20 protein-coding genes and 1 pseudogene are annotated in these 18,962 nt (G+C 35.5%); 11 read left to right on the forward strand and 10 right to left on the reverse strand.

The features are described from left to right. Window positions 1-39: 39 nt before the first annotated feature. The 5 genes from AC0L3Q_RS17705 to AC0L3Q_RS17725 all read right to left on the reverse strand — a co-directional run bounded on the left by AC0L3Q_RS17705 (window position 40) and on the right by AC0L3Q_RS17725 (window position 5,069). A complete protein-coding gene (locus AC0L3Q_RS17705; protein ID WP_473281525.1) occupies window positions 40-930 on the reverse strand; it encodes a mechanosensitive ion channel family protein in 891 nt (296 codons plus the stop codon). A 4-nt stretch (window positions 931-934) separates the two neighbouring features. After that, window positions 935-2,236 carry an ABC transporter permease gene (locus AC0L3Q_RS17710; protein ID WP_473281526.1) on the reverse strand — a complete coding sequence of 434 codons (1,302 nt, stop codon included), beginning with the start codon at window positions 2,234-2,236 and terminating at the stop codon, window positions 935-937. Continuing rightward, window positions 2,229-3,158, reverse strand: coding sequence for an ABC transporter ATP-binding protein (locus AC0L3Q_RS17715; protein WP_473281528.1), 930 nt, complete (start codon window positions 3,156-3,158; stop codon window positions 2,229-2,231). The genes AC0L3Q_RS17710 and AC0L3Q_RS17715 overlap by 8 nt, the downstream gene beginning before the upstream one ends. Before the next feature lie 248 nt (window positions 3,159-3,406). Continuing rightward, a complete protein-coding gene (gene dnaJ, locus AC0L3Q_RS17720) occupies window positions 3,407-4,516 on the reverse strand; it encodes a molecular chaperone DnaJ (protein ID WP_473281530.1) in 1,110 nt (369 codons plus the stop codon). Window positions 4,517-4,523: 7 nt separating this feature from the next. Next, window positions 4,524-5,069: a nucleotide exchange factor GrpE gene (locus AC0L3Q_RS17725; RefSeq protein ID WP_073320709.1), complete on the reverse strand. Its 546-nt coding sequence runs from the start codon at window positions 5,067-5,069 to the stop codon at window positions 4,524-4,526. A 163-nt stretch (window positions 5,070-5,232) separates the two neighbouring features. Here AC0L3Q_RS17725 and AC0L3Q_RS17730 point away from each other — a divergent pair, with 163 nt between their 5' ends. After that, the gene (locus AC0L3Q_RS17730; protein ID WP_473281532.1) at window positions 5,233-5,907 is read left to right on the forward strand and encodes a YceI family protein; all 675 of its coding nucleotides are present in this window, start codon (window positions 5,233-5,235) and stop codon (window positions 5,905-5,907) included. A 54-nt stretch (window positions 5,908-5,961) separates the two neighbouring features. Here AC0L3Q_RS17730 and AC0L3Q_RS17735 read toward each other — a convergent pair whose 3' ends face one another. The 3 genes from AC0L3Q_RS17735 to AC0L3Q_RS17745 all read right to left on the reverse strand — a co-directional run bounded on the left by AC0L3Q_RS17735 (window position 5,962) and on the right by AC0L3Q_RS17745 (window position 8,114). Next, window positions 5,962-6,867: a TIGR01777 family oxidoreductase gene (locus AC0L3Q_RS17735; RefSeq protein ID WP_473281534.1), complete on the reverse strand. Its 906-nt coding sequence runs from the start codon at window positions 6,865-6,867 to the stop codon at window positions 5,962-5,964. 99 nt (window positions 6,868-6,966) lie between these two features. Beyond that, window positions 6,967-7,653, reverse strand: a complete 687-nt coding sequence (mnmC2, locus tag AC0L3Q_RS17740; protein WP_473281536.1) for a tRNA (5-methylaminomethyl-2-thiouridine)(34)-methyltransferase MnmC2 — start codon at window positions 7,651-7,653, stop codon at window positions 6,967-6,969. Then, window positions 7,653-8,114 carry a DUF4920 domain-containing protein gene (locus AC0L3Q_RS17745; protein WP_473281538.1) on the reverse strand — a complete coding sequence of 154 codons (462 nt, stop codon included), beginning with the start codon at window positions 8,112-8,114 and terminating at the stop codon, window positions 7,653-7,655. The genes mnmC2 and AC0L3Q_RS17745 overlap by 1 nt, the downstream gene beginning before the upstream one ends. Window positions 8,115-8,336: 222 nt before the next feature. On the opposite strand from AC0L3Q_RS17745, the gene AC0L3Q_RS17750 reads away from it, so the two are divergent. Continuing rightward, complete coding sequence (locus AC0L3Q_RS17750; protein ID WP_473281540.1) at window positions 8,337-9,404, forward strand: branched-chain amino acid aminotransferase; 1,068 nt, start codon at window positions 8,337-8,339, stop codon at window positions 9,402-9,404. A 56-nt stretch (window positions 9,405-9,460) separates the two neighbouring features. On the opposite strand, the gene AC0L3Q_RS17755 is transcribed toward AC0L3Q_RS17750, so the two are convergent. Beyond that, a complete protein-coding gene (locus AC0L3Q_RS17755; protein ID WP_473281542.1) occupies window positions 9,461-9,847 on the reverse strand; it encodes a pyrophosphohydrolase domain-containing protein in 387 nt (128 codons plus the stop codon). A gap of 44 nt (window positions 9,848-9,891) precedes the next feature. Here AC0L3Q_RS17755 and AC0L3Q_RS17760 point away from each other — a divergent pair, with 44 nt between their 5' ends. The 5 genes from AC0L3Q_RS17760 to AC0L3Q_RS17780 all read left to right on the forward strand — a co-directional run bounded on the left by AC0L3Q_RS17760 (window position 9,892) and on the right by AC0L3Q_RS17780 (window position 13,390). Further along, window positions 9,892-10,083: a hypothetical protein gene (locus tag AC0L3Q_RS17760; RefSeq protein WP_473281544.1), complete on the forward strand. Its 192-nt coding sequence runs from the start codon at window positions 9,892-9,894 to the stop codon at window positions 10,081-10,083. Window positions 10,084-10,154: 71 nt separating this feature from the next. Next, entirely contained in the window at window positions 10,155-10,982 is an 828-nt protein-coding gene (locus tag AC0L3Q_RS17765) for a hypothetical protein (RefSeq protein ID WP_473281546.1), read from the forward strand. Next, entirely contained in the window at window positions 10,972-11,643 is a 672-nt protein-coding gene (locus tag AC0L3Q_RS17770) for a hypothetical protein (protein ID WP_473281548.1), read from the forward strand. The genes AC0L3Q_RS17765 and AC0L3Q_RS17770 overlap by 11 nt, the downstream gene beginning before the upstream one ends. Next, the gene (locus AC0L3Q_RS17775; protein WP_473281549.1) at window positions 11,562-12,764 is read left to right on the forward strand and encodes an ATP-binding protein; all 1,203 of its coding nucleotides are present in this window, start codon (window positions 11,562-11,564) and stop codon (window positions 12,762-12,764) included. Before AC0L3Q_RS17770 ends, AC0L3Q_RS17775 begins: the two co-directional genes overlap by 82 nt. Then, window positions 12,761-13,390, forward strand: coding sequence for a response regulator transcription factor (locus tag AC0L3Q_RS17780; protein WP_473281551.1), 630 nt, complete (start codon window positions 12,761-12,763; stop codon window positions 13,388-13,390). Before AC0L3Q_RS17775 ends, AC0L3Q_RS17780 begins: the two co-directional genes overlap by 4 nt. 69 nt (window positions 13,391-13,459) lie before the next feature. Here AC0L3Q_RS17780 and AC0L3Q_RS17785 read toward each other — a convergent pair whose 3' ends face one another. Continuing rightward, the gene (locus AC0L3Q_RS17785) at window positions 13,460-15,505 is read right to left on the reverse strand and encodes a dipeptidyl-peptidase 3 family protein (RefSeq protein WP_473281553.1); all 2,046 of its coding nucleotides are present in this window, start codon (window positions 15,503-15,505) and stop codon (window positions 13,460-13,462) included. Between the two features lie 177 nt (window positions 15,506-15,682). Between AC0L3Q_RS17785 and AC0L3Q_RS17790 the strand changes: the two genes are divergently transcribed. From AC0L3Q_RS17790 to AC0L3Q_RS17805, 4 genes and pseudogenes are all read left to right on the forward strand, one after another. Then, on the forward strand, window positions 15,683-16,717 hold the full coding sequence (locus AC0L3Q_RS17790) for an SRPBCC family protein (protein ID WP_473281555.1): 1,035 nt from the start codon (window positions 15,683-15,685) through the stop codon (window positions 16,715-16,717). A 69-nt stretch (window positions 16,718-16,786) separates the two neighbouring features. Then, window positions 16,787-17,152: a fluoride efflux transporter CrcB gene (gene crcB, locus AC0L3Q_RS17795; protein ID WP_473281557.1), complete on the forward strand. Its 366-nt coding sequence runs from the start codon at window positions 16,787-16,789 to the stop codon at window positions 17,150-17,152. 42 nt (window positions 17,153-17,194) lie between these two features. Continuing rightward, window positions 17,195-17,532: pseudogene (locus AC0L3Q_RS17800) on the forward strand (P-II family nitrogen regulator). 257 nt (window positions 17,533-17,789) lie between these two features. Continuing rightward, window positions 17,790-18,902 carry a porin gene (locus AC0L3Q_RS17805; RefSeq protein WP_473281559.1) on the forward strand — a complete coding sequence of 371 codons (1,113 nt, stop codon included), beginning with the start codon at window positions 17,790-17,792 and terminating at the stop codon, window positions 18,900-18,902. The last annotated feature ends 60 nt before the right edge of the window (window positions 18,903-18,962 follow it).

Raw genomic sequence — 18,962 nt, forward strand, 5'->3', positions numbered from 1 at the left:
TGGGGCGTGTATATTATTTATTAACTTTTCAATGGTAGATTATTCCTTAACAATAGTTACTACGCGTTGCGGGAACGGAATATTGATGTTGTGTTCTCTAAATAAACGATCAATCTCAAAGCGTATTTCACTTTTAGGGATTACTCCCTGAAAACTATCATTGATTGTAAAAATGACTTTAAAATTTAGTGAGCTATCTGCAAAATCCGTAAACAGCACCAAGGGTTCTGGTTGTTTCAACACATGAGGATTTGACAAAGCCGCCTGGATCAATAATTCTTTGACTAATTGCGTATCACTCCCATAGGCCACCCCAACGCTTACAGATTCTCGTGTCAACACTCCATTTTGAGTCCAGTTGTACAATGAGGATGTCATGTATTTATGGTTGGGAATAACGAGCACCTTATTATCTATAGTAACTGCTCTTGTTGTTCTGAGTTTGATCTCTACTACTCTACCTACTTTATCCTCCAATTCTATGATATCCCCAACATGAACGGTTTTATCCACAAAAATGAATATCCCAGAGAGAATATCCTGAATAAAAGTTTGCAAAGCCAAACCTACACCAACCAGTAAAGCCGCCGAAGCTGCAAAAATAGCTGTGATATTAAAACCTATAGCGTCTAGTGTACCAAAAATAACAACGATATAAATGAAATACTTTAAAAACGAAAAAACGGATTCAAATTTCAGCTTGTCGTCACTATTCAATTTCCGTGTCAGGAATCTTTTAAATACCCTTAAAAAGAAAGAAGTAATCAACAATACAAAAATCACGAATAGCAGCAAACCTACCGTAAGCACTAAGGGATGATCCTCGGAACCAAAATGAAATATTTCGTAGCCCAGAAACTCTTTTATAGCTCCCCAGACATCCTCTTGGATTACTTCTTTTACCTGTTCTGTGATTTCTTCTTGTATCATTGCACTAATACTTTAACCATTTGTACAACTCCTTATAACTAGGCTTCTTACCATACATCAAAATACCTACGCGGTATATTTTTCCAGCCAGCCATACCATAAATATAATACTTCCAAATAACAGAAGGATCGAAATCAATACTTCCCACCAATTTACTCCAAAAGGAATGCGCATTAGCATTACGATGGGAGAAGTTAATGGAATCATAGAAAAGACGGTAGAGACCGTACCATGTGGATTTTCTACAACGGAAAAGAACCCTACATAAATCCCAAGCATCAATGGCAAAATAATAGGCAGCATGAATTGTTGAGAATCTGTTTCGCTATCTACTGCAGCACCAATAGCAGCATAGATAGAACTATATAAGAAATAACCTCCTACAAAGTAGACAAAAAAGGCCATTACCAAAGTACCTAACGGGAGTTTCAATATATCCTGAAGCAACAATTGTATTTCTTCTTGATGATCTTCCTGTAGTGCTATAGAAGGATCTATACCTGTGGGAGTTTGTGCTTCTATTCCAAAGACCGAAGTAGCCACAAATAATAAAACGCTTCCTAAAAGCACCCATATTAAAAACTGAAGAATCCCAGCAAAAGAAGTTCCCAGGATTTTCCCCATCATTAGTTGTAATGGTTTTACTGATGAGATAATAATCTCAATAATTCGATTTGCCTTCTCCTCGATGACCGATCGCATCACCATGTTACCATAAATAATAATAAACATCATTAAAAAATACCCTGCAGCACCTCCAAAAAACATCTTCACATAATTTGTCATTTTTGATGTCTTTTCTCCGGAGAAATTTTCGATCAAAATATTGACTCTTGCTCTTGAATTTTCGATCACATTTAGGTCTAACCCCTTTTCTTCAAAATTTTGGTTGGTAAGCTTTGAAGCAATGATATCTTCAATCCCATTGAGGATGGAAATATTTGGAGCATCATCCGCATAGAACTGAACAGAAGAAGCAAGCTCTTTGTTTGTTCCTTTTTTAGGAATATAAAGTAATCCATAAAGCTTCTTGATGACTACCGAATCTTTAGCATCGTTCAAACTAAGATCACTATAGTTTATGTAAGTTACGTTATCCGAATTTTTAAAATCGGAAGTAAACATTCCCGTTTCATCAAAAAAGGCGATTTGTCGAACTTCTTCATTATTAAGCGTAGCTAACCATGTTATTAAAGCAATCATCCCCACAAAGATGAGGGGGCTTAAGAAAGTCATAACCACAAAAGTTCTGTTACGAACACGAGCAATAAATTCTCTTTGAATTATTAATTTGAGATTATTCATTTTCTGAGATGGTTTTAATAAAAATTTCGTTTACACTTGGGATCACTTCGTTGAACCGAAGAACTTGTGCTTTAGTGGACAAATACCCCAATAGATCATTAGCCGATGTACTTTGATCTAAAGTGATTTTCAACTTTAATTGTTCTTCTATGGTTTTAAAATCAGCTGGAACTACCTGGAATTTCTCTTTAAGTTCATCGTACAACCCATTTTCACTTTCGGTGAGTAATCCCACCTCAAAAGTATTGGATTTGTATTTTCTTTTGATATCCGAAACTTCGCCTTCCAAAATTTTCTTGGACTTGTTGATCAATGCAATATGATCGCATAGCTCTTCTACGCTTTCCATGCGGTGAGTAGAAAATATAACTGTAGCGCCTTCCTTTCGTAATTGTAGAATTTCATCCTTAATTACATTGGCGTTGATAGGATCAAAACCACTAAAGGGTTCATCAAAAATTAACAGCTTCGGTCGATGTAGTACCGTTACTATAAATTGTACTTTTTGTGCCATTCCTTTGGAAAGCTCTTGTATCTTTTTGTCCCACCAGTGTGAAATTTCAAACTTATCAAACCAATATTTTAGTCGATCTTTTGCTTCTTTTTTGCTTAATCCTTTAAGTTGGGCTAGATACAAGGCTTGCTCTCCTACTTTCATCGATTTATACAACCCACGTTCTTCGGGTAGATATCCTATATCCTGAATATGCTCTTTTTTTAAAGGTTCGTTATCCAAAAATACCTTTCCTTCATCTGGAAGTGTAATCTGATTAATAATACGAATCAATGTAGTTTTACCAGCTCCATTGGGACCTAATAGCCCAAAAATACTCCCTTTTGGTACTGCTATAGAAACATTATCCAGTGCCGTAAAGCTACCGAATCGTTTGGATGCTCCTTGTACCTCTAAAAGATTAGTCATAAAGTGTAAAAATATAATTGTGGTTGTTATCAGCTCCGCATGATACGAAAACTAAAAAACTTATGCTAATATATGCCTATTAAAACAAAACCCACCCTAAATACAAGTATTAAGGATGGGAAAAAAATTGCTATGAAAAAGAAAAATTATCACTAAATGCGCTAGTGATGTTTCAAATATACGAATTTTTCTTAATCAAAAGTTAATATCAAACAAATGATTCTTTCAAGGGTAATCATCTGATTTTGTTAAGAAAACATATCTTTCACTTTCTCGAAAAATGATTTCTCTCCACTATCAGGATTTGGTTTGAAATGATCATCTTTGGCCATTCTTTCAAAAAACTCTCTTTGTTCTTTGTTAAGGGTTTTTGGAGTCCATACATTAACATGTACTAGCAAATCTCCTTTACCATATCCATTAAGGCTCGGAATCCCCTTACCTCTCAGCCTTAGGATTTTTCCACTTTGCACTCCCTCTTCTATTTTAATACGCACCTTACCAGATACTGTATCTATTTCTCTTGAAGTACCCAGTGCTGCTTCAGAAAAGCTCACATACAAATCATAGTGCAGATTGTTTCCTTCTCTTTGCAATTCTGGATGATCTTGCTCCTCGATGGCTACCAAAAGATCTCCCGCAATACCGTTACCAGGTGCTTCGTTTCCTTTTCCTGCAACTTTCAACTGCATTCCATCTTCAACTCCTGGTGGTATTTTAATACTAACAGTTTCTTCTGTGATTTTTAATCCTTGAGCATCTGCATCTGCTGGTTTATGATCAATGATTTGCCCGGCACCTCCACATGTAGAACATGCGGTAGCCGTTTGCATTCTACCCAAAATGGTGTTGGTAATACGTGTTACCTGTCCAGTACCATTACAGGTCCCACAAGTTTTGTAGGTAGTCCCTGGCGCCTGAATTTTACGCTTTACCTTTATCTTTTTCTCAACTCCATTAGCAATCTCTTCCAGTGTAAGCCTTACTCGGATTCGAAGATTGCTTCCTTTTACCCGACGTTGTCTTCCGCCGCCGCCAAAGCCACCGAAACCGCCAAAGCCGCCTCCAAAAATGTCTCCGAACTGGCTAAAGATATCATCCATATTCATTCCGCCGCCACCGCCAAAGCCGCCGCCTTCGAAAGCCTGGTGACCAAACTGGTCATACCTGGCTCTTTTATCAGCATCACTAAGAATCTCATAAGCCTCTGCAGCTTTCTTGAATTTCTCTTCGGCTGTTTTATCACCAGGGTTTTTATCAGGGTGGAACTCAATAGCTTTTTTGCGATATGCCTTTTTTATTTCAGCATCGCTAGCATTTTTACTTACACCCAGTATGTCATAAAAATCTTCCTTCATACCTAAATTATTGTCCGGTTACTACTTTTGGGAAACGAATTACTTTCTCTCCAAGTTTATAACCCTTTTCGATCACATCTACAATCTTACCTTTTAAATCTTCACTCGGAGCTGGGATTTGAGTAATTGCTTCGTGGTCATCTGCATTAAAAGCATCTCCTGCATTTACTTCAATCTGTTCAAGACCTTTTCCTTTTAGGGTTTCCTTAAGTTTGTTATGAATTAACTCCACTCCTTTGATCAACTCCTTATCTTCTGATTTTTCAATTTCCTTTAAAGCTCTGTCAAAATCATCCAAAACAGGTAACATAGAGACCATTACATCCTGACTTGCTGTCTTAAAAAGTTCTAATCGTTCTTTTGACGTACGTTTCTTATAATTTTCAAACTCTGCAAAAAGTCTTAAAAACTTATCTTTTTCTTTATCTAGTTCTTCCTGCAATTTCACCTCAACATCTACCTCTTCAGTGGTTTGCTCTTCTGTATCTTGCGTATCAAGTATTTCTTCTACCTGATCTTTTACCTCTTCTGTATTTTTATTTTTATCACTCATTGTAACAAGTACCTAATTATAAGTTTTCAATTTGAAGTAGCAAAAGTACTGCCATTTTTGAATTAATGTCATAATGTCACAGGAATATTTTAGTATATATTTAAGAAGTATGTGTTAAGAAAAAAATAATTTTGAAAACGTTTTAACCATTTAAGAATTATCTATGAAAACTAAACTAATTAACTTATTTGCAGTATTGGCCATTATAGCTTCTGCTACCTCTTGTAAAGGAGAAAAGCAAAACGAAACAGAAACTTCTGACGCCGAAGAAGTAAAAGAAGCTCCTGCTGCCGCATTAACCTACTCGGTAAATACTACTTCAAGTGTAATAGAATGGACCGGAAAAAAACCTGCCGGCCTGCATACGGGAACTATTAAATTATCTGGTGGAGAAGTAACCGCAGAAACTGGAAAAATACAAAGCGGGTCTTTTGTAATTGATATGAACACTATTACAGTTACTGATCTTGAAGGTGATGAAAAAGCTGGGTTAGAAGGACACTTAAAAGGAGAAGGCGAAGGAAAAGAAGATCACTTCTTTAATGTGGCTCAATTTCCAAAGGCTACTTTTGAAGTCACAGGGGTTACTGAAGAAGCAGGAAAGACTATGCTTTCTGGTAATTTAACCATCAAAGGAATCAGCAAAAACATTTCAGTTCCTGTATCGAGTAAAGTAGATCCAAACGGAGTATCGCTTACTAGTGAAGTATTTACGATCAATCGTACGGATTGGGGTGTTAACTACGGATCAAAATCTATTTTTGAAAATTTAGGTGACAAATTTATCGATGATGATATCGAGCTTAAAATTAACATTCAGGCGAATCCTACTTCGTAAAGAATAGAGTATACAAGAAATGATAAGGCCGATGTTTGTAATGTCGGCTTTTTTTTATGGAATTAAGGCATCCACTGCAGAGGTAATATTATCATATTCGAACTCAAACCCGGTTTTTGCAATTTTGTCACTACAGACTCTCTGACTCGAAAAAAGAAGTACATGCATTTCTCCCAAAAATAGTTTCATGGTAAGCCTGGGAACGCCTGGTAATACAATATTCTTATTTAACTTATTAGCAACGGTATCTGTCAGTTTCTTATTAGAGACTGGATTGGGTGCCACCGCATTATACACCCCGGTGAGTTCTTCTTTCAAAACATGCACAAACATATTGGCCAAATCCGATACATGAATCCAGCTTTGCCACTGTTTACCACTACCAAATACAGCCCCTACACCATACTGAATAGGTTTTTTGATTTTTGGAAAAGCCCCGCCCTTATCAGACAGCACCAAACCAATTCGCAACAAACTCACTTCTATACCCAAATCCTTAAACTGAAGTACTGCATCTTCCCATTTTTTGACAACCTCCCCGAGAAATCCAGTATCCTCTTCAGGAGAATTTTCCATGTAATAATTTTGAAATGAATCGGGATAAATACCAATAGCGCTAGCAGAAATAATATGCCTAACAGTATGTGAAGTATTTTTCAAGGACGTTACCAGCAGGTCTGCTGATTTGGTTCTACTATCTAAGATTTCCTGCTTGTAAGAAGAAGTCCAGCGTTTGGCAACTGTTGCTCCTACCAAATTAATGATCACCTCAACATCTTTGAAACAGTCGGTATCTATTTCATTTTGTTTCAGATTCCAGTAAAAACCCTGATAAGATTCATTTTTACTGATCTTACTTTTGTTCGTAGTCAAGTAATTTACATCAATCTTTGATTGATGACATAGCTTTACGATCTCTTGGCCGATCAAACCTGTAGCTCCTGTAATTAGAACCCTCATGGTGATACATTTTGCTGCAAAATACTATCACTAGGGTATAAAACCTATATCTTTATTATAGGTTTAACAATCGTTCAGAAGCGAAAACAGAACTGGATATCAAAGTTTACTTGCTCTCAACATTTCCCTTTTACCAGGCGGTCCGGGCAGGCGTTCTACGGTAAAACCAACCTCTTGCATTGCTCTTCGCACACTTCCCTTTGCAGCATAAGTCACCAAAACACCATTATCTTTTAAAGCCCTAAACATTTTAGAAAAAATTGAAACCGTCCATAGCTCGGGTTGCACTCTGGCGCCAAAAGCATCAAAATAAATCAGATCAAAGCAGTTTTCATCTTTTATTTCAGAGAAAAACTGTTTGCGCTTGGTACACTTAAAATCATTAGAGATTTCGGTTTCAGTTTCCCATGGTGAAGTATGCAATTCAACAAAAGCAGCTTTTTGATCAGTAGCCTGAAGGGCTTCTACATAGTTCATCACATTTGCTTCTTCAATAGTAACTGGGTAGGCCTCTACCCCGACATAATTCACTTTCTGTTTACTTTTTAAGGACTCCAAAAATGTGATAAATGCGTTTAAGCCAGTTCCAAATCCTATTTCCAAAATATGCAACTCCTCAAAACCGTGTAATTGAAGAATGTGATGAAAACCCTGTTTTATAAATACGTGCTGCGCTTCATTAATCGCACCATGTTTAGAGTGATACTGTTCATTCCATCCTGGGAGATGAATAGTTTTGGACCCATCGCCGGTGGTAATAATTTCTCGCTTTTGTTCCTCCTGCATTAGTTCTTGATTAAAACTCCATCTGCTATAAAAGAATAGGTCTTTTTTGGTTTGGTAATCGCAGCTATTTCTTCCTCACTTTTCCCAGCATCGCTGGCATAATGACGTTGATCTTCTACAGACATCTCGGTCACGAATGCTTTACCCTGAACAATTACGGTGTCATTTTCTATATCCTTAGGCACAAAAAAACCGTAATCTTTAAACTTTACCATAGTTTCCTCATCCTTATTGATTGCGAGCTTCATCCAACACCCTTTGGCTTTACAAACATTGTTTACTGTACTGGTAAAAGCAATATCTAAGGTATCTCCTACATTCATTTCTTGATATTTCTCTGCTAAGGCTCCTTGATAAAAAACCTGATCTTTTACAATCTTTCCGCCATAAGGTGAGTAATTTTCTAAATCTGTTTCCTGAATAGCAAAAGAGTCTTTTTGATTGTTTGTACAACTAATCATAATTAGTAGTGATACCGTTAAAAAAAGCTGGATTTTATTCATTATTCTATAATTATTTGTCATGAGTTACAAAATTACGCATTTTGAGAATTCTTATTTTAGGAGAAAAGGGTATTTTTGCGTACTTTATAGGTTCATGTTAGTAATTACCTAAATAGTAGACTTATTACTAAGATATTGCGAGCATGAATATATTGGTTTGATCACTAAAAAACGAATAGAATGAAAAACACAATCTCTCAGCAGATAGAAATTAAAAAAGCAAGTGAGTCCAAAATTGGACAAGTAGATTTTGAAAATCTAAATTTCGGAAAAATCTTTACCGATCACATGTTTGTCTGTGATTTTGTAAATGGTGAGTGGCAATCTCCAAAAATTGTTCCTTATGGCCCTTTGACAATAGAACCGTCTGCACGTGTGTTTCATTATGGGCAAGCCGTTTTTGAAGGAATGAAGGCGTATAAGGATGATAATGGCGATACATTTTTGTTCAGGCCCGATGAAAACTTTAAACGTATCAATAAATCCGCAGAGCGTTTAGCTATACCTGAATTCCCAGAAGAATATTTCTTTGAAGGATTATACACCCTATTGAAGTTGGATAACGAATGGATTAAACCAGGATATGGTAATTCGCTATACATAAGACCGTTTGTAATTGCAACCCAAGCTAGTGTTTCTGCCTCTGAAGCTGACGAATACAAATTCATGATCATTTGCTCTCCTGCACAATCGTATTATAGCGGAGATGTAAGTGTTTTGGTTGCTGAAAAATTTAGCCGTTCGGCAGATGGTGGTTTTGGATATGCTAAAGCCGCAGGAAACTATGCCGGGCAGTTTTATCCAACCAAACTAGCTAAGGAAAAAGGATATCAGCAAGTTATCTGGACAGATGCCAATACACACGAGTATATGGAAGAAGCAGGTACAATGAATGTGTTTTTCAGAGTAAACGACACCTTGCTTACTGCTCCTGTAAGTGATCGTATCCTTGATGGAGTAACCCGTAAGAGTCTAATTGCGATGGCTGAAAAAGAAGGGATTAATGTAGAGGTAAGACCAGTCAAAGTAAGTGAAATTGTAGAGGCTGCCAAAAATGGAACTTTAAAAGAAGCCTTTGGTGCAGGAACTGCAGCAGTTGTGAGCCCTATTAAAGCTTTTGGATATCAAGGAAAACATTATGAAATTGAAAAGCAAGAACAGCCTTATGCCGATTTCTTTAAAAAAGCATTGATGGACATACAATATAATAAAGCCGAAGATCCTTTTGGCTGGAGACAAAAAGTATAAGTTCTCGAAAATATATGAATAAAAAACTCCAGACATTATCTCTGGAGTTTTTTTATTTAACGATCTAAAATTTCTTTGATGTTGGGTTTAAAATAATTTGGGCCCTTCAACACTTTACCATCTTCTCTGTAAATTGGCTTTCCGTCTTCACCTAACTTACTCATATTACTTCGTTGTATTTCATTAAAGACCTCTTCTATTTTATGTTGCATTCCATGCTCGATAATCGTACCACAAAGAATATATAGCATATCCCCAAGCGCATCTGCCACTTCTATCAAATCATTATTTTGAGCAGCTTCAAAATACTCCTCATTTTCTTCTTTCATAAGATTAAAACGAAGTGTATTTTTTGCTTCTCCCAGATCAGCAATGGGTTCATTTTTATATCCTATCTCAAAAGCAGTATGAAATTCTTGTACCGCGGCAATTTTATCCTTCATCAGTATGTTTTTATAAATTATCTTTGCGGTAAAAATAAGAATTTATGTTTAGTCAAGGTCAGTTAATATTTGCCGGTCTTTTTGTAATTGCTTTTATTATTTTAATGATTTTCAGCTATCGAAAAGATCTAAAACTTCATCGCAAATATTATAAAGGCAGTCTTTTCATTTTGATCGGTTTTATTATCTTTATTTTGCTGTTGTTTGCGTTAAAAACGTATTTACAACCAGAATAAACCGTACATACCCCTGGTTTTCAATCAAATAATCATCAAGAAAGGATGTCACTTTTATTAAAAAGTGATATTTGAATGTTCGAGTATTTATCGTCATCAATGCAAAATACCCTGTATTGGGTATGGCTAATACTGCTCTTTTTTTAGAGTTTTGGAGTGAACTAAATAACCATAAAATGAAAAAAGAATTACTACTATTATTAGGAATATTATCCATTGTAATTTTATTGAATTCTTGTAAACAGGAAAATCAAAAAAATAATCAAACAGAAAAATTAAAAAACGTACAAGTTGAAAAAATTGACCGGACTAGTGAAACTGAAAAACTAGATTCTATAAATGAAGCAATATTTTATAACTATACACCTCCTAATCAAATCATAACAGAAATTCCGGGTAACAGAAGAGCAATATATAGACCACTTAAACCAGACGAGAGGAGAAGTTATTTCAAAGTAGATTCCAATTTGATCAAAATAAAAATACCAATCACCACCAAGAAGTTAAAAATTGTAAAAGTTGTTGATATTTCCAGTAACAATGTCAACGCCATTCTAGTTTTTCTAAATGGAAACAATGGACGCCCTTCGGTCAATGACCCTGTCACACACATGATAGAAACAGAAATCCCCATAGACAAAATAAGAGGCCTTAGCAGAAGTAGATTATCGTCTCACAAAAAACTTAAGGTAATCGTTCTTCACAATGATAAATTCAACAGGATCCATCGCCTACTATATAGCTTGTGTATATTTGAACAAGGAGTCTATACAACTGACAAATGTGATGTTCAAGACATTCCATTTTTAGATAAGTACGATTTAAACAAGGATTTCATTTTAGATCGTTTAAAAGAAGAACCTATGGAAGAGGAAGGAAGTATTTTAAATGGAGGTTAACAACAACATAATAATTCTTATTTGTTTTTTTCTTTCTATCTCAGTTAATAGTCAGAACAACGAATCAATACTTATAAAAGCTAAAAACAATCTAGAAAATGAGCAGTATAGAATAATTATAGATAATTATAAGAAAGATGTTATAAGAATAGATAGCCGAATTAAGCCAAATTTGAATTTTATTACTGCACAAGCATATGAAAATTTGAATAAGGAAGATTCGGCTTTTATTTTTTATAGAAAAGCTCTAGATGATTTTAAAAGATTAAAAAACACAGAATATACCGCCAAAACTTATTTAGAAATATATTCTCTATTAGCTAGTCAAAATGAACTATCTCTAGAAAGAGAAAAATATTTTGATTCTCTTCGTATTTATGCAAAAAAGAACAATTCAAAAAAATGGTTAGCATTAGTAAATAATGAGTTAGGAAGAAAAAACTTCAGGAATTCTGACCCCGATATCCCCAAAATGTTCTTTTTAAAATCTTATTATCTACATAAAGAAATAGATAGTATAATAGGAGAAGTCAACATTCTTTCCAACTTGGGAGTGCTGTATCACAAAAGGTTAAAAAAATGGATTCCGCCAGATATTATTTCAACACAGCACTTAAGCTTCAAAAAAGTGACAGCATCGCAAATGAAAATAAAAATCTAAAATTTAGTATTCTTAATAATATTGGAAATGTATATCGCAGCGAAAAAGAATACAATCTTGCTCTTTCATATTTTAAAAAAGCCGAATTAATCAATATAAAAAAACACGGTATAAAAAGTAAAAAAATACTATTTCAGAATATTGAAAAGACATATAGTAGTCTAAAACAATTCGATAGTGCATACTTATATTTAAAAAAAGTAGAAAAGCTAAAAAGTAGTATTAACCTTACTAAGCAAAACGCTTTGATTTCTGACATTGAAGAAAAATACGACAATGAAAAACTACGGGCAAACAATCTAGAAATTGAAGCAAAACGAATTAAAAACAGAAATTTCCTTATCGGCTCCTTGGTCCTTTTGTTTTTTGGGGGAATCACTGCTTTTTTGATTAATAAAAACACCAAACGTAAACAACGTATCGCTGAACAGGAAAAAGAAATTGAAATCCAAAAAACAGAAAAGCTATTAAAAGATCAAGAATTGGCAGCTATCGACGCAATGATCCTTGGACAGGAAAAAGAACGACAACGATTAGCCAATGATTTGCATGATAACCTAGGAAGTACATTGGCCACGGTTAAGTTACATTTTCAACATTTGAAGAGCAACTGGAACAATCCAAAAGTAAAAAATATAGAAGAATTATATACAAACACAGATCACCTGCTGGATGAAGCTTATCAAAAAGTACGTACTATCGCTCACGAAAAAAACAGTGGGGTTATGGCAAATCAAGGATTATTGGTCGCCATTAAAAATCTGGCTAAAAAAGTATCGAAAAGTAATAAAATACAGATAGAGGTTCAGGATTTTGGGCTAGAAGAACGATTAGACAATAGCTTGGAGATTTCTATTTTCAGAATGATCCAGGAATTGATCACGAATTGTATCAAGCACGCCGAAGCAAACGAAATTCATATTTCCCTTACCAATCACGATTCGTTACTCAATATCATTATAGAAGATAACGGGAAGGGATTTGACCCTAAAATCATTATAGATAAGGATGGGATGGGATTAAAAACTATTGAAAAACGCGTAGAACATCTCGAAGGGACCTTTGAAATTGATTCTACACCTAATCAAGGTACCAATATCATTATAAACATACCCATATGATCACCGTAGCCATAGCCGAAGACCATCAATCTCTGATCGACGGAGTACAATTGCTTCTAAAATATGAAGATGATATCAGCATTGTAGGAAAGGCAAATGATGGAGAAGAGTTACTTGCTATCGTTCGTCGAAAACAACCTAAAGTGGTGCTTATGGATATCAGAATGCCTAAAATTGATGGTATTGCGGCCACTAACATTATCAAGAAAGAATTTCCCAGTATCAAAGTAATTGCCTTTTCTATGTTTGACCAGGAAGATGCTATAAAGCAAATGGTGGACGCAGGAGCCTCAGGATATTTACTTAAAAACTCTCCTTTGGAAGAAGTATTGACTGCCATACAACAAGTTGCTCAAGGAGGCACCTATTTTGATGCTGCCATTGATCCTTCTTTATTATCAAAAGACGCTAAACCTCAAGAAAAAAAACAAGTATTATCAAAAAGTGAGCGTGAAATTTTAAAACTCATTGGACAAGGAAAGACCTCCTCCGAAATTGCCGCTCTTCGCTTCAATTCGGTATCTACTATTGAGACCCATCGCAAGAATATCATTCGCAAACTCGGACTACAAGGTAAAGGGGAACTATTGCGATACGCCATCGAGAAAAAATACGATTTCCAATAGATCTTGATCCAAACAAAAAACGCTTCTCCTTTTCAGAAAAAGCGTTTTTGTTAATTATTGAATGTAATACTAATTTACAGCTGGCAAGAAACTATAGTCTTTACTATAGTCAAGCATTTGCGTAGCAAAATCTGTTGGCTGCGTTACATTTACCTTTGTAATTTCTCCATTTTCGTCCATCTCTGGCACTAAAACCGGGTTTACAAATCCGCTATATGGTGCTGATGTAAATTGCTCATTACGTTTTAACACTTCAGCATGTACATCTTGATCCACTTTTACACCATAACCTTCTACCAACGCTTCAGCCGCTGCATAATCTCCTTCTGATTTGATTCGTTGTGTTTCACGAAGCAATTTTCCAAAAATTTCACGTAGTTTCTGGTAATCGTTTACATTGAAATATGTTTTTCCATTTCTGGTTACTTTTTCGATCACATTATCTTTGGCTCCCTGTTCAAAAGCCCAAGCACTTACCCACTGTCGGTTTCTCATATGTGCTTCTTCTACATCGTCTCCTAGATTTAAACGAATTAATTGAGTCATTAATCCATTTCGGATGTATCCATCATAAGCAGCTTTACCCACTTTTTCCCAATCTTCTACAAGACCAAGTTCTTGTAATTTTGGATCCATCAAGTAATACAATCCAACAAGATCCGCACGTCCTTCTTCCATGGTAGACGCGTAGTTTTTCAACGTTTCTTTGGTCTCTCCTACTCCTGGATTTAATTGTCCAGAAGCATGCCCAATTACTTCATGTAATGCAGTGTGTAATTTATCCGCTAGTTGACCATACTGCTCTTCTAACTTATATTCATCATCATCATGCACAAACTCTTTTAAACGACCAGATCCTCCTGCATTGTTGTAAGCACCAATAATGTTTCCTAAAGAAACAGATTTAGATCCTACAGCAGCTCTAATCCAGTTTGCATTAGGTAAATTAACCCCAATAGGCGTACTTGGTGAAGCATCTCCGGCCTCTCCAGCCACATTCACTACTTTGTAGGTAACTCCAACAACATTCTTCTTCTTGTGTTCTTCCATAAGTGGTGAATTATCTTCGAACCACTGTGCATTCTCAGACAATACTGCCATCTTTTGCGACATATCAAAATCTTTGATCTCTACAATAGTCTCATACGACCCTCTATAACCTAATGGATCGTTGTATACTTCAATAAAACTATTGATATAGTCGATATTACCTTCAGTAGCTGCCGTCCAGGCTACATTATAATCGTCCCATGTTTGCAAGTCTCCTGTTTTGTAATATTGGATTAACAATCCTAAAGCATCTCCTTGTGCTTTATTTTCGGCAACTCCTTGTGCCTTTTCTAACCATTTGATAATTTCATCGATAGCCGAACCATATAATCCTCCGGATTTATAAACTCTTTCTACCAATTTTCCATTTTCCTTTACTAGCTGAGAATTTAATCCGTATGACAAGGGTTTATCCTTATCTGGAGATTTGATTTTGGCATAAAATGAAGTTACATCATCATTGGTTACATTTGGACCATAAAAGTTTACTGCAGAAAGGGCAACATTATCGATTCCCTTTCCTTGATTTACTTTTTTAGTATCTTCATCATTAAAGATTGCTTCGTAGGCTTCTTTCTCTAACTCTGTACTCGTTGCTGCCAAAAGTGTACTTAAATAATCCTGACTAAACTCTGGCTTAATCTTATCATTACTGTAGTGGTGATGGATCCCATTAGAGAACCAAACACGTTTAAGGTAGGTCTCAAACGCTTTCCAATCGGCAACATTTTTATCACCTTCGTATGTTTTATAGATTTTTTCAAGAGCTTTCCTAATTCTTAAATTATATCTATAGTTCTGATCCCACATGATATCACGCCCACTTAAACCAGCCTGAGTTAAATAATAGACTAATTTTTGTTCCTTTAGGGTTAGATTTTCCCATCCAGGGATTTGATATCTTAATATTCTTAGATCAGCAAACTGCTCTACTACATGATCAAATTTCTCTTCGGCAACTTTCTCTTCCTGTTGCTCAATTTGATCCTGTACTTTCGGGTCTTGTTTACACGCCACGAATAGTGTAGCGAACATGATAAAAAATAATAATCTGTTGAGTTTCATTGTTTGTTTGTTTTTGGTTTACTAATAAAATCACCTTATAAATTGTACTATTTTTGAGATAAAAGAGCGATTGAAATTTATTTCATAAACCGATTTAGTTATTCTGACAAATGTAACAAAATAATAGGATGCAAAAATTAGTTATATTAGCTAATCAAACAATCTAAACTGACTGACATGAAAATAATCAAGTATTTGTTCTTTCTATTATTGTTAATAATCATTGGTGGCGCTGTGTACGTTGCAACAATCGATGGTAACTATCAAGCAGAAGAAAGCCGTATAATAGAAGCTCCAGATGAGTTGTTATTTAATACCATTAACGAATATAAAACCTGGGAAAAATGGGGGCCATGGATGGATGAATCTGATGATCTAATCATGGAATACCCAGAAAAAACCAGTGGAGAAGGAGCCTCATATAGCTGGAAAAGCGAAACTCAAGGTGATGGAAGAATGAATACGGTAAAAGCAGCTCCTTTTACCAGTATTGATCAGAAAATCACTTTCATTACTCCAATGGGTGAAAGCGCTAGTGACGTGTACTGGAAATTTGAAAAAATTGAAGGCAAAAAAACCAAGGTTACCTGGGGTATGAAAGGAGAGCAATCTTTTATGGAAAAAGCATTTTGGGTAACACAAGACAGCACCCTGTCTCAAATGATCAAACCTATGTACAGTAGAGGTTTGGAAAAATTAGATGCTTATGTTAATGAAAAAATGAAAGAATATGCAATCAACGTAGATGGTGTTACCGAACACGGAGGAGGATTCTATATGTATAGCGCAACAGCGTCATCGATTGCTGTAATTCCTGAGAAAATGGCACAAATGCTACCTGCCGTAAACAGCTATATGATAGAAAACAACCTACCACAAACCGGAATGCCTTTTACGATTTACAATGAATTTAATGAAGAACAAAGTACAGCGATTTATTCGACTGCTATTCCTACTAGGGATAAAGTAGTCACTCCTAAGGACAGCGCTATACTTTGCGATTTTCTTCCTAGACAGAAAGTTGTAAAAACTACCTTAACCGGCGATTACGGAAATCTAAAAGAAGCTTGGGAAGCTGGTTATAAATATATAGCGGATAATGGTTTAGAGTTGAATACACAATCTGCCGCGTTTGAAGTGTACCGAACCAATCCAGAATTACAACCTAACCCAGCTCAGTATATCACTGAAATTTACATCCCAATAAAATAATAAAAACACTAATTTACAGCCTGCATTTCTTTAGTATAGGAAATGCAGGTTCTTTTTAATCTAAAGGTAATGAAACAACTATTATTGGTATTTGTGGGTGGTGGCACAGGTAGTATTGCGCGCTACTTAGTTAGCAAATACCTTAATACATTTTCTTCGGGCCTTCCTTATGGAACATTTGCAGCTAATATATTAGGAAGCTTTCTGATTGGAATTATCTTGGGATTGGCTGCAAAAAACAGCACACTTTCACACCAAACTGTACTATTACTTGCAACTGGTTTTTGTGGTGGGTTTACCACCTTTTCCTCATTTGCTTATGAGAATCATCTATTTCTTAAATCTGGAGATCTTATTTCCTTTGCGATCTACACCATAGGTTCTATTAGCGTTGCTTTACTTTTTGTATTTTTAGGAATATTCATTACCAAATAGCTATTCCAAAAATGGAACTTCTATCCCATCAACCAAAGAATTATGAAAAAAATTGAAGCTATCATCAGAAAATCAAAATTTGGCGCTGTAAAAAACGCATTGCACGGTATTGGTATCGATTTTTTCACCTATTGGGATGTTACAGGAGTAGGCAACGAAAAAAAGGAAATGTCTATAGAGGCATCAGCTACAGCACCAGTGATATCCAAAGAAGATGCCTGTCTATTGTTGTTGCCGACGAATTAAAAGAAAAAACGATACAGACCATTCTTGAAACTTCAAAAACAGGAGAAGTTGGGGATGGAAAAATTTTCGTTTTCGATATACAGGAAAGCTATAGAATTCGTACTGGAGAAAAAGGAGATCAAGCACTTAATTGATTTTCAAGACAAATTTCTAAATACGTACAGGTTTAAAGTCAATTTTTTGATTGATTTACGGAAAAACATGCTAAACCGTACTTTTAAATTCTCAAAATTTATCCATTTTAACAATAAACCTTAATTTTTTTAGGGTATAAAATTAAAAATACGTAAAAATACGTAGTTATACCCACTTTTTTATTGGGGTAAAATTCTTTTAACATAGTTTTACAGCACCAATTAAAAACAAATTATCACAGTAATTAATGTTTATTATGAAAACAAAAACCGTAACAAATTTTTTGAAACCAGTATTCTTACTGACTTTTGCGTTATTAAGTGTTAATGCTACTGCCCAAGAAGAAGAAACCGAATCGGCGGTAGAAAAATTATTATCAAAAGTAAGCCTATCGGGGTCTATTGACGGCTACTACAGATATAATTTTGGCGCACCAAATGACAATTCAGTCGCTCCTACTTCATCATTTGCTAATCAGAGTGGATTTGCTCTAGGTATGGCTAATGTGATCCTAGGATATGAAGGAGAAAAAGTAGGGTTCGTTGCAGATTTAGTATTTGGCCCAAGAGGAGAAGACGCTGTATTCTTGTCTGATGGTTCTTCTCAAATTGTAAACCAATTGTATGCGTACTGGAATGTATCCGAAAAAGTAACCCTTACTTTTGGAAACTTCAACACCTTCTTAGGATATGAGGTAATTTCTCCAACAGGAAATTTCAATTATTCTACATCATATATGTTCTCTTACGGACCTTTTTCTCACACTGGACTTAAAGCAGACTTCGCCTTAAGTGAAAAATGGTCTGCTATGTTAGCTGTTATGAACCCAACAGATTATACTGAAAACAATCCATTTGACACCTATATAGTTGGAGCGCAAGTGGGATACTCTGGCGATACCGGTAGTGCATACTTAAACTTCAGATATGGTAACGAAGGAGAACCGGGAGAAGTTGGACCTACATTCCAGGCAGATTTAACCACAGGATGGGATGTATCTGAAGACTTTTATCTAGGAGTTAATGCTACTTACTTATCTACAGAACCACAAGAAGATGGAGACGCTTCAGGTTTCTACGGAGTTGCACTATATCCACAATACAAAACTTCAGAAAAATTTACTTTAGGATTAAGAGGAGAATATTTCTCTGTATATAATGGAGGATTAGTTGATGTTATCGGACTTGATGCCGAGGGAGATGGTGATGTTATTGCTGCTACACTTACTGGTAGTTACGACATTGGTGACTTAACGTTGAAACCAGAACTTAGATTAGATTCTACCTCTGAGGATTTCTTTACCGATAATGATGGAGAATTAACCAAAAGTCTTTCGTCTTTCGTACTAGGAGCTATTTACAAATTCTAATAATATCTGTAAATATATTGTTTGTTTAAATCAAGGCGTTCTGAATATTCAGGACGCTTT

The sequence above is a fragment of the Aquimarina sp. KJ22-3 genome, from assembly GCF_055808215.1.

What these genes read in the sequence shown, in the direction of transcription:
- AC0L3Q_RS17705 (WP_473281525.1), bottom strand. Translation starts at nt 930, where the DNA reads ATGATACAAGAAGAAATCACAGAACAGGTAAAAGAAGTAATCCAAGAG.
- AC0L3Q_RS17710 (WP_473281526.1), bottom strand. Translation starts at nt 2,236, where the DNA reads ATGAATAATCTCAAATTAATAATTCAAAGAGAATTTATTGCTCGTGTT.
- AC0L3Q_RS17715 (WP_473281528.1), bottom strand. Translation starts at nt 3,158, where the DNA reads ATGACTAATCTTTTAGAGGTACAAGGAGCATCCAAACGATTCGGTAGC.
- dnaJ (WP_473281530.1), bottom strand. Translation starts at nt 4,516, where the DNA reads ATGAAGGAAGATTTTTATGACATACTGGGTGTAAGTAAAAATGCTAGC.
- AC0L3Q_RS17725 (WP_073320709.1), bottom strand. Translation starts at nt 5,069, where the DNA reads ATGAGTGATAAAAATAAAAATACAGAAGAGGTAAAAGATCAGGTAGAA.
- AC0L3Q_RS17730 (WP_473281532.1), top strand. Translation starts at nt 5,233, where the DNA reads ATGAAAACTAAACTAATTAACTTATTTGCAGTATTGGCCATTATAGCT.
- AC0L3Q_RS17735 (WP_473281534.1), bottom strand. Translation starts at nt 6,867, where the DNA reads ATGAGGGTTCTAATTACAGGAGCTACAGGTTTGATCGGCCAAGAGATC.
- mnmC2 (WP_473281536.1), bottom strand. Translation starts at nt 7,653, where the DNA reads ATGCAGGAGGAACAAAAGCGAGAAATTATTACCACCGGCGATGGGTCC.
- AC0L3Q_RS17745 (WP_473281538.1), bottom strand. Translation starts at nt 8,114, where the DNA reads ATGATTAGTTGTACAAACAATCAAAAAGACTCTTTTGCTATTCAGGAA.
- AC0L3Q_RS17750 (WP_473281540.1), top strand. Translation starts at nt 8,337, where the DNA reads ATGAAAAACACAATCTCTCAGCAGATAGAAATTAAAAAAGCAAGTGAG.
- AC0L3Q_RS17755 (WP_473281542.1), bottom strand. Translation starts at nt 9,847, where the DNA reads ATGAAGGATAAAATTGCCGCGGTACAAGAATTTCATACTGCTTTTGAG.
- AC0L3Q_RS17760 (WP_473281544.1), top strand. Translation starts at nt 9,892, where the DNA reads ATGTTTAGTCAAGGTCAGTTAATATTTGCCGGTCTTTTTGTAATTGCT.
- AC0L3Q_RS17770 (WP_473281548.1), top strand. Translation starts at nt 10,972, where the DNA reads ATGGAGGTTAACAACAACATAATAATTCTTATTTGTTTTTTTCTTTCT.
- AC0L3Q_RS17775 (WP_473281549.1), top strand. Translation starts at nt 11,562, where the DNA reads ATGGATTCCGCCAGATATTATTTCAACACAGCACTTAAGCTTCAAAAA.
- AC0L3Q_RS17780 (WP_473281551.1), top strand. Translation starts at nt 12,761, where the DNA reads ATGATCACCGTAGCCATAGCCGAAGACCATCAATCTCTGATCGACGGA.
- AC0L3Q_RS17785 (WP_473281553.1), bottom strand. Translation starts at nt 15,505, where the DNA reads ATGAAACTCAACAGATTATTATTTTTTATCATGTTCGCTACACTATTC.
- AC0L3Q_RS17790 (WP_473281555.1), top strand. Translation starts at nt 15,683, where the DNA reads ATGAAAATAATCAAGTATTTGTTCTTTCTATTATTGTTAATAATCATT.
- crcB (WP_473281557.1), top strand. Translation starts at nt 16,787, where the DNA reads ATGAAACAACTATTATTGGTATTTGTGGGTGGTGGCACAGGTAGTATT.
- AC0L3Q_RS17805 (WP_473281559.1), top strand. Translation starts at nt 17,790, where the DNA reads ATGAAAACAAAAACCGTAACAAATTTTTTGAAACCAGTATTCTTACTG.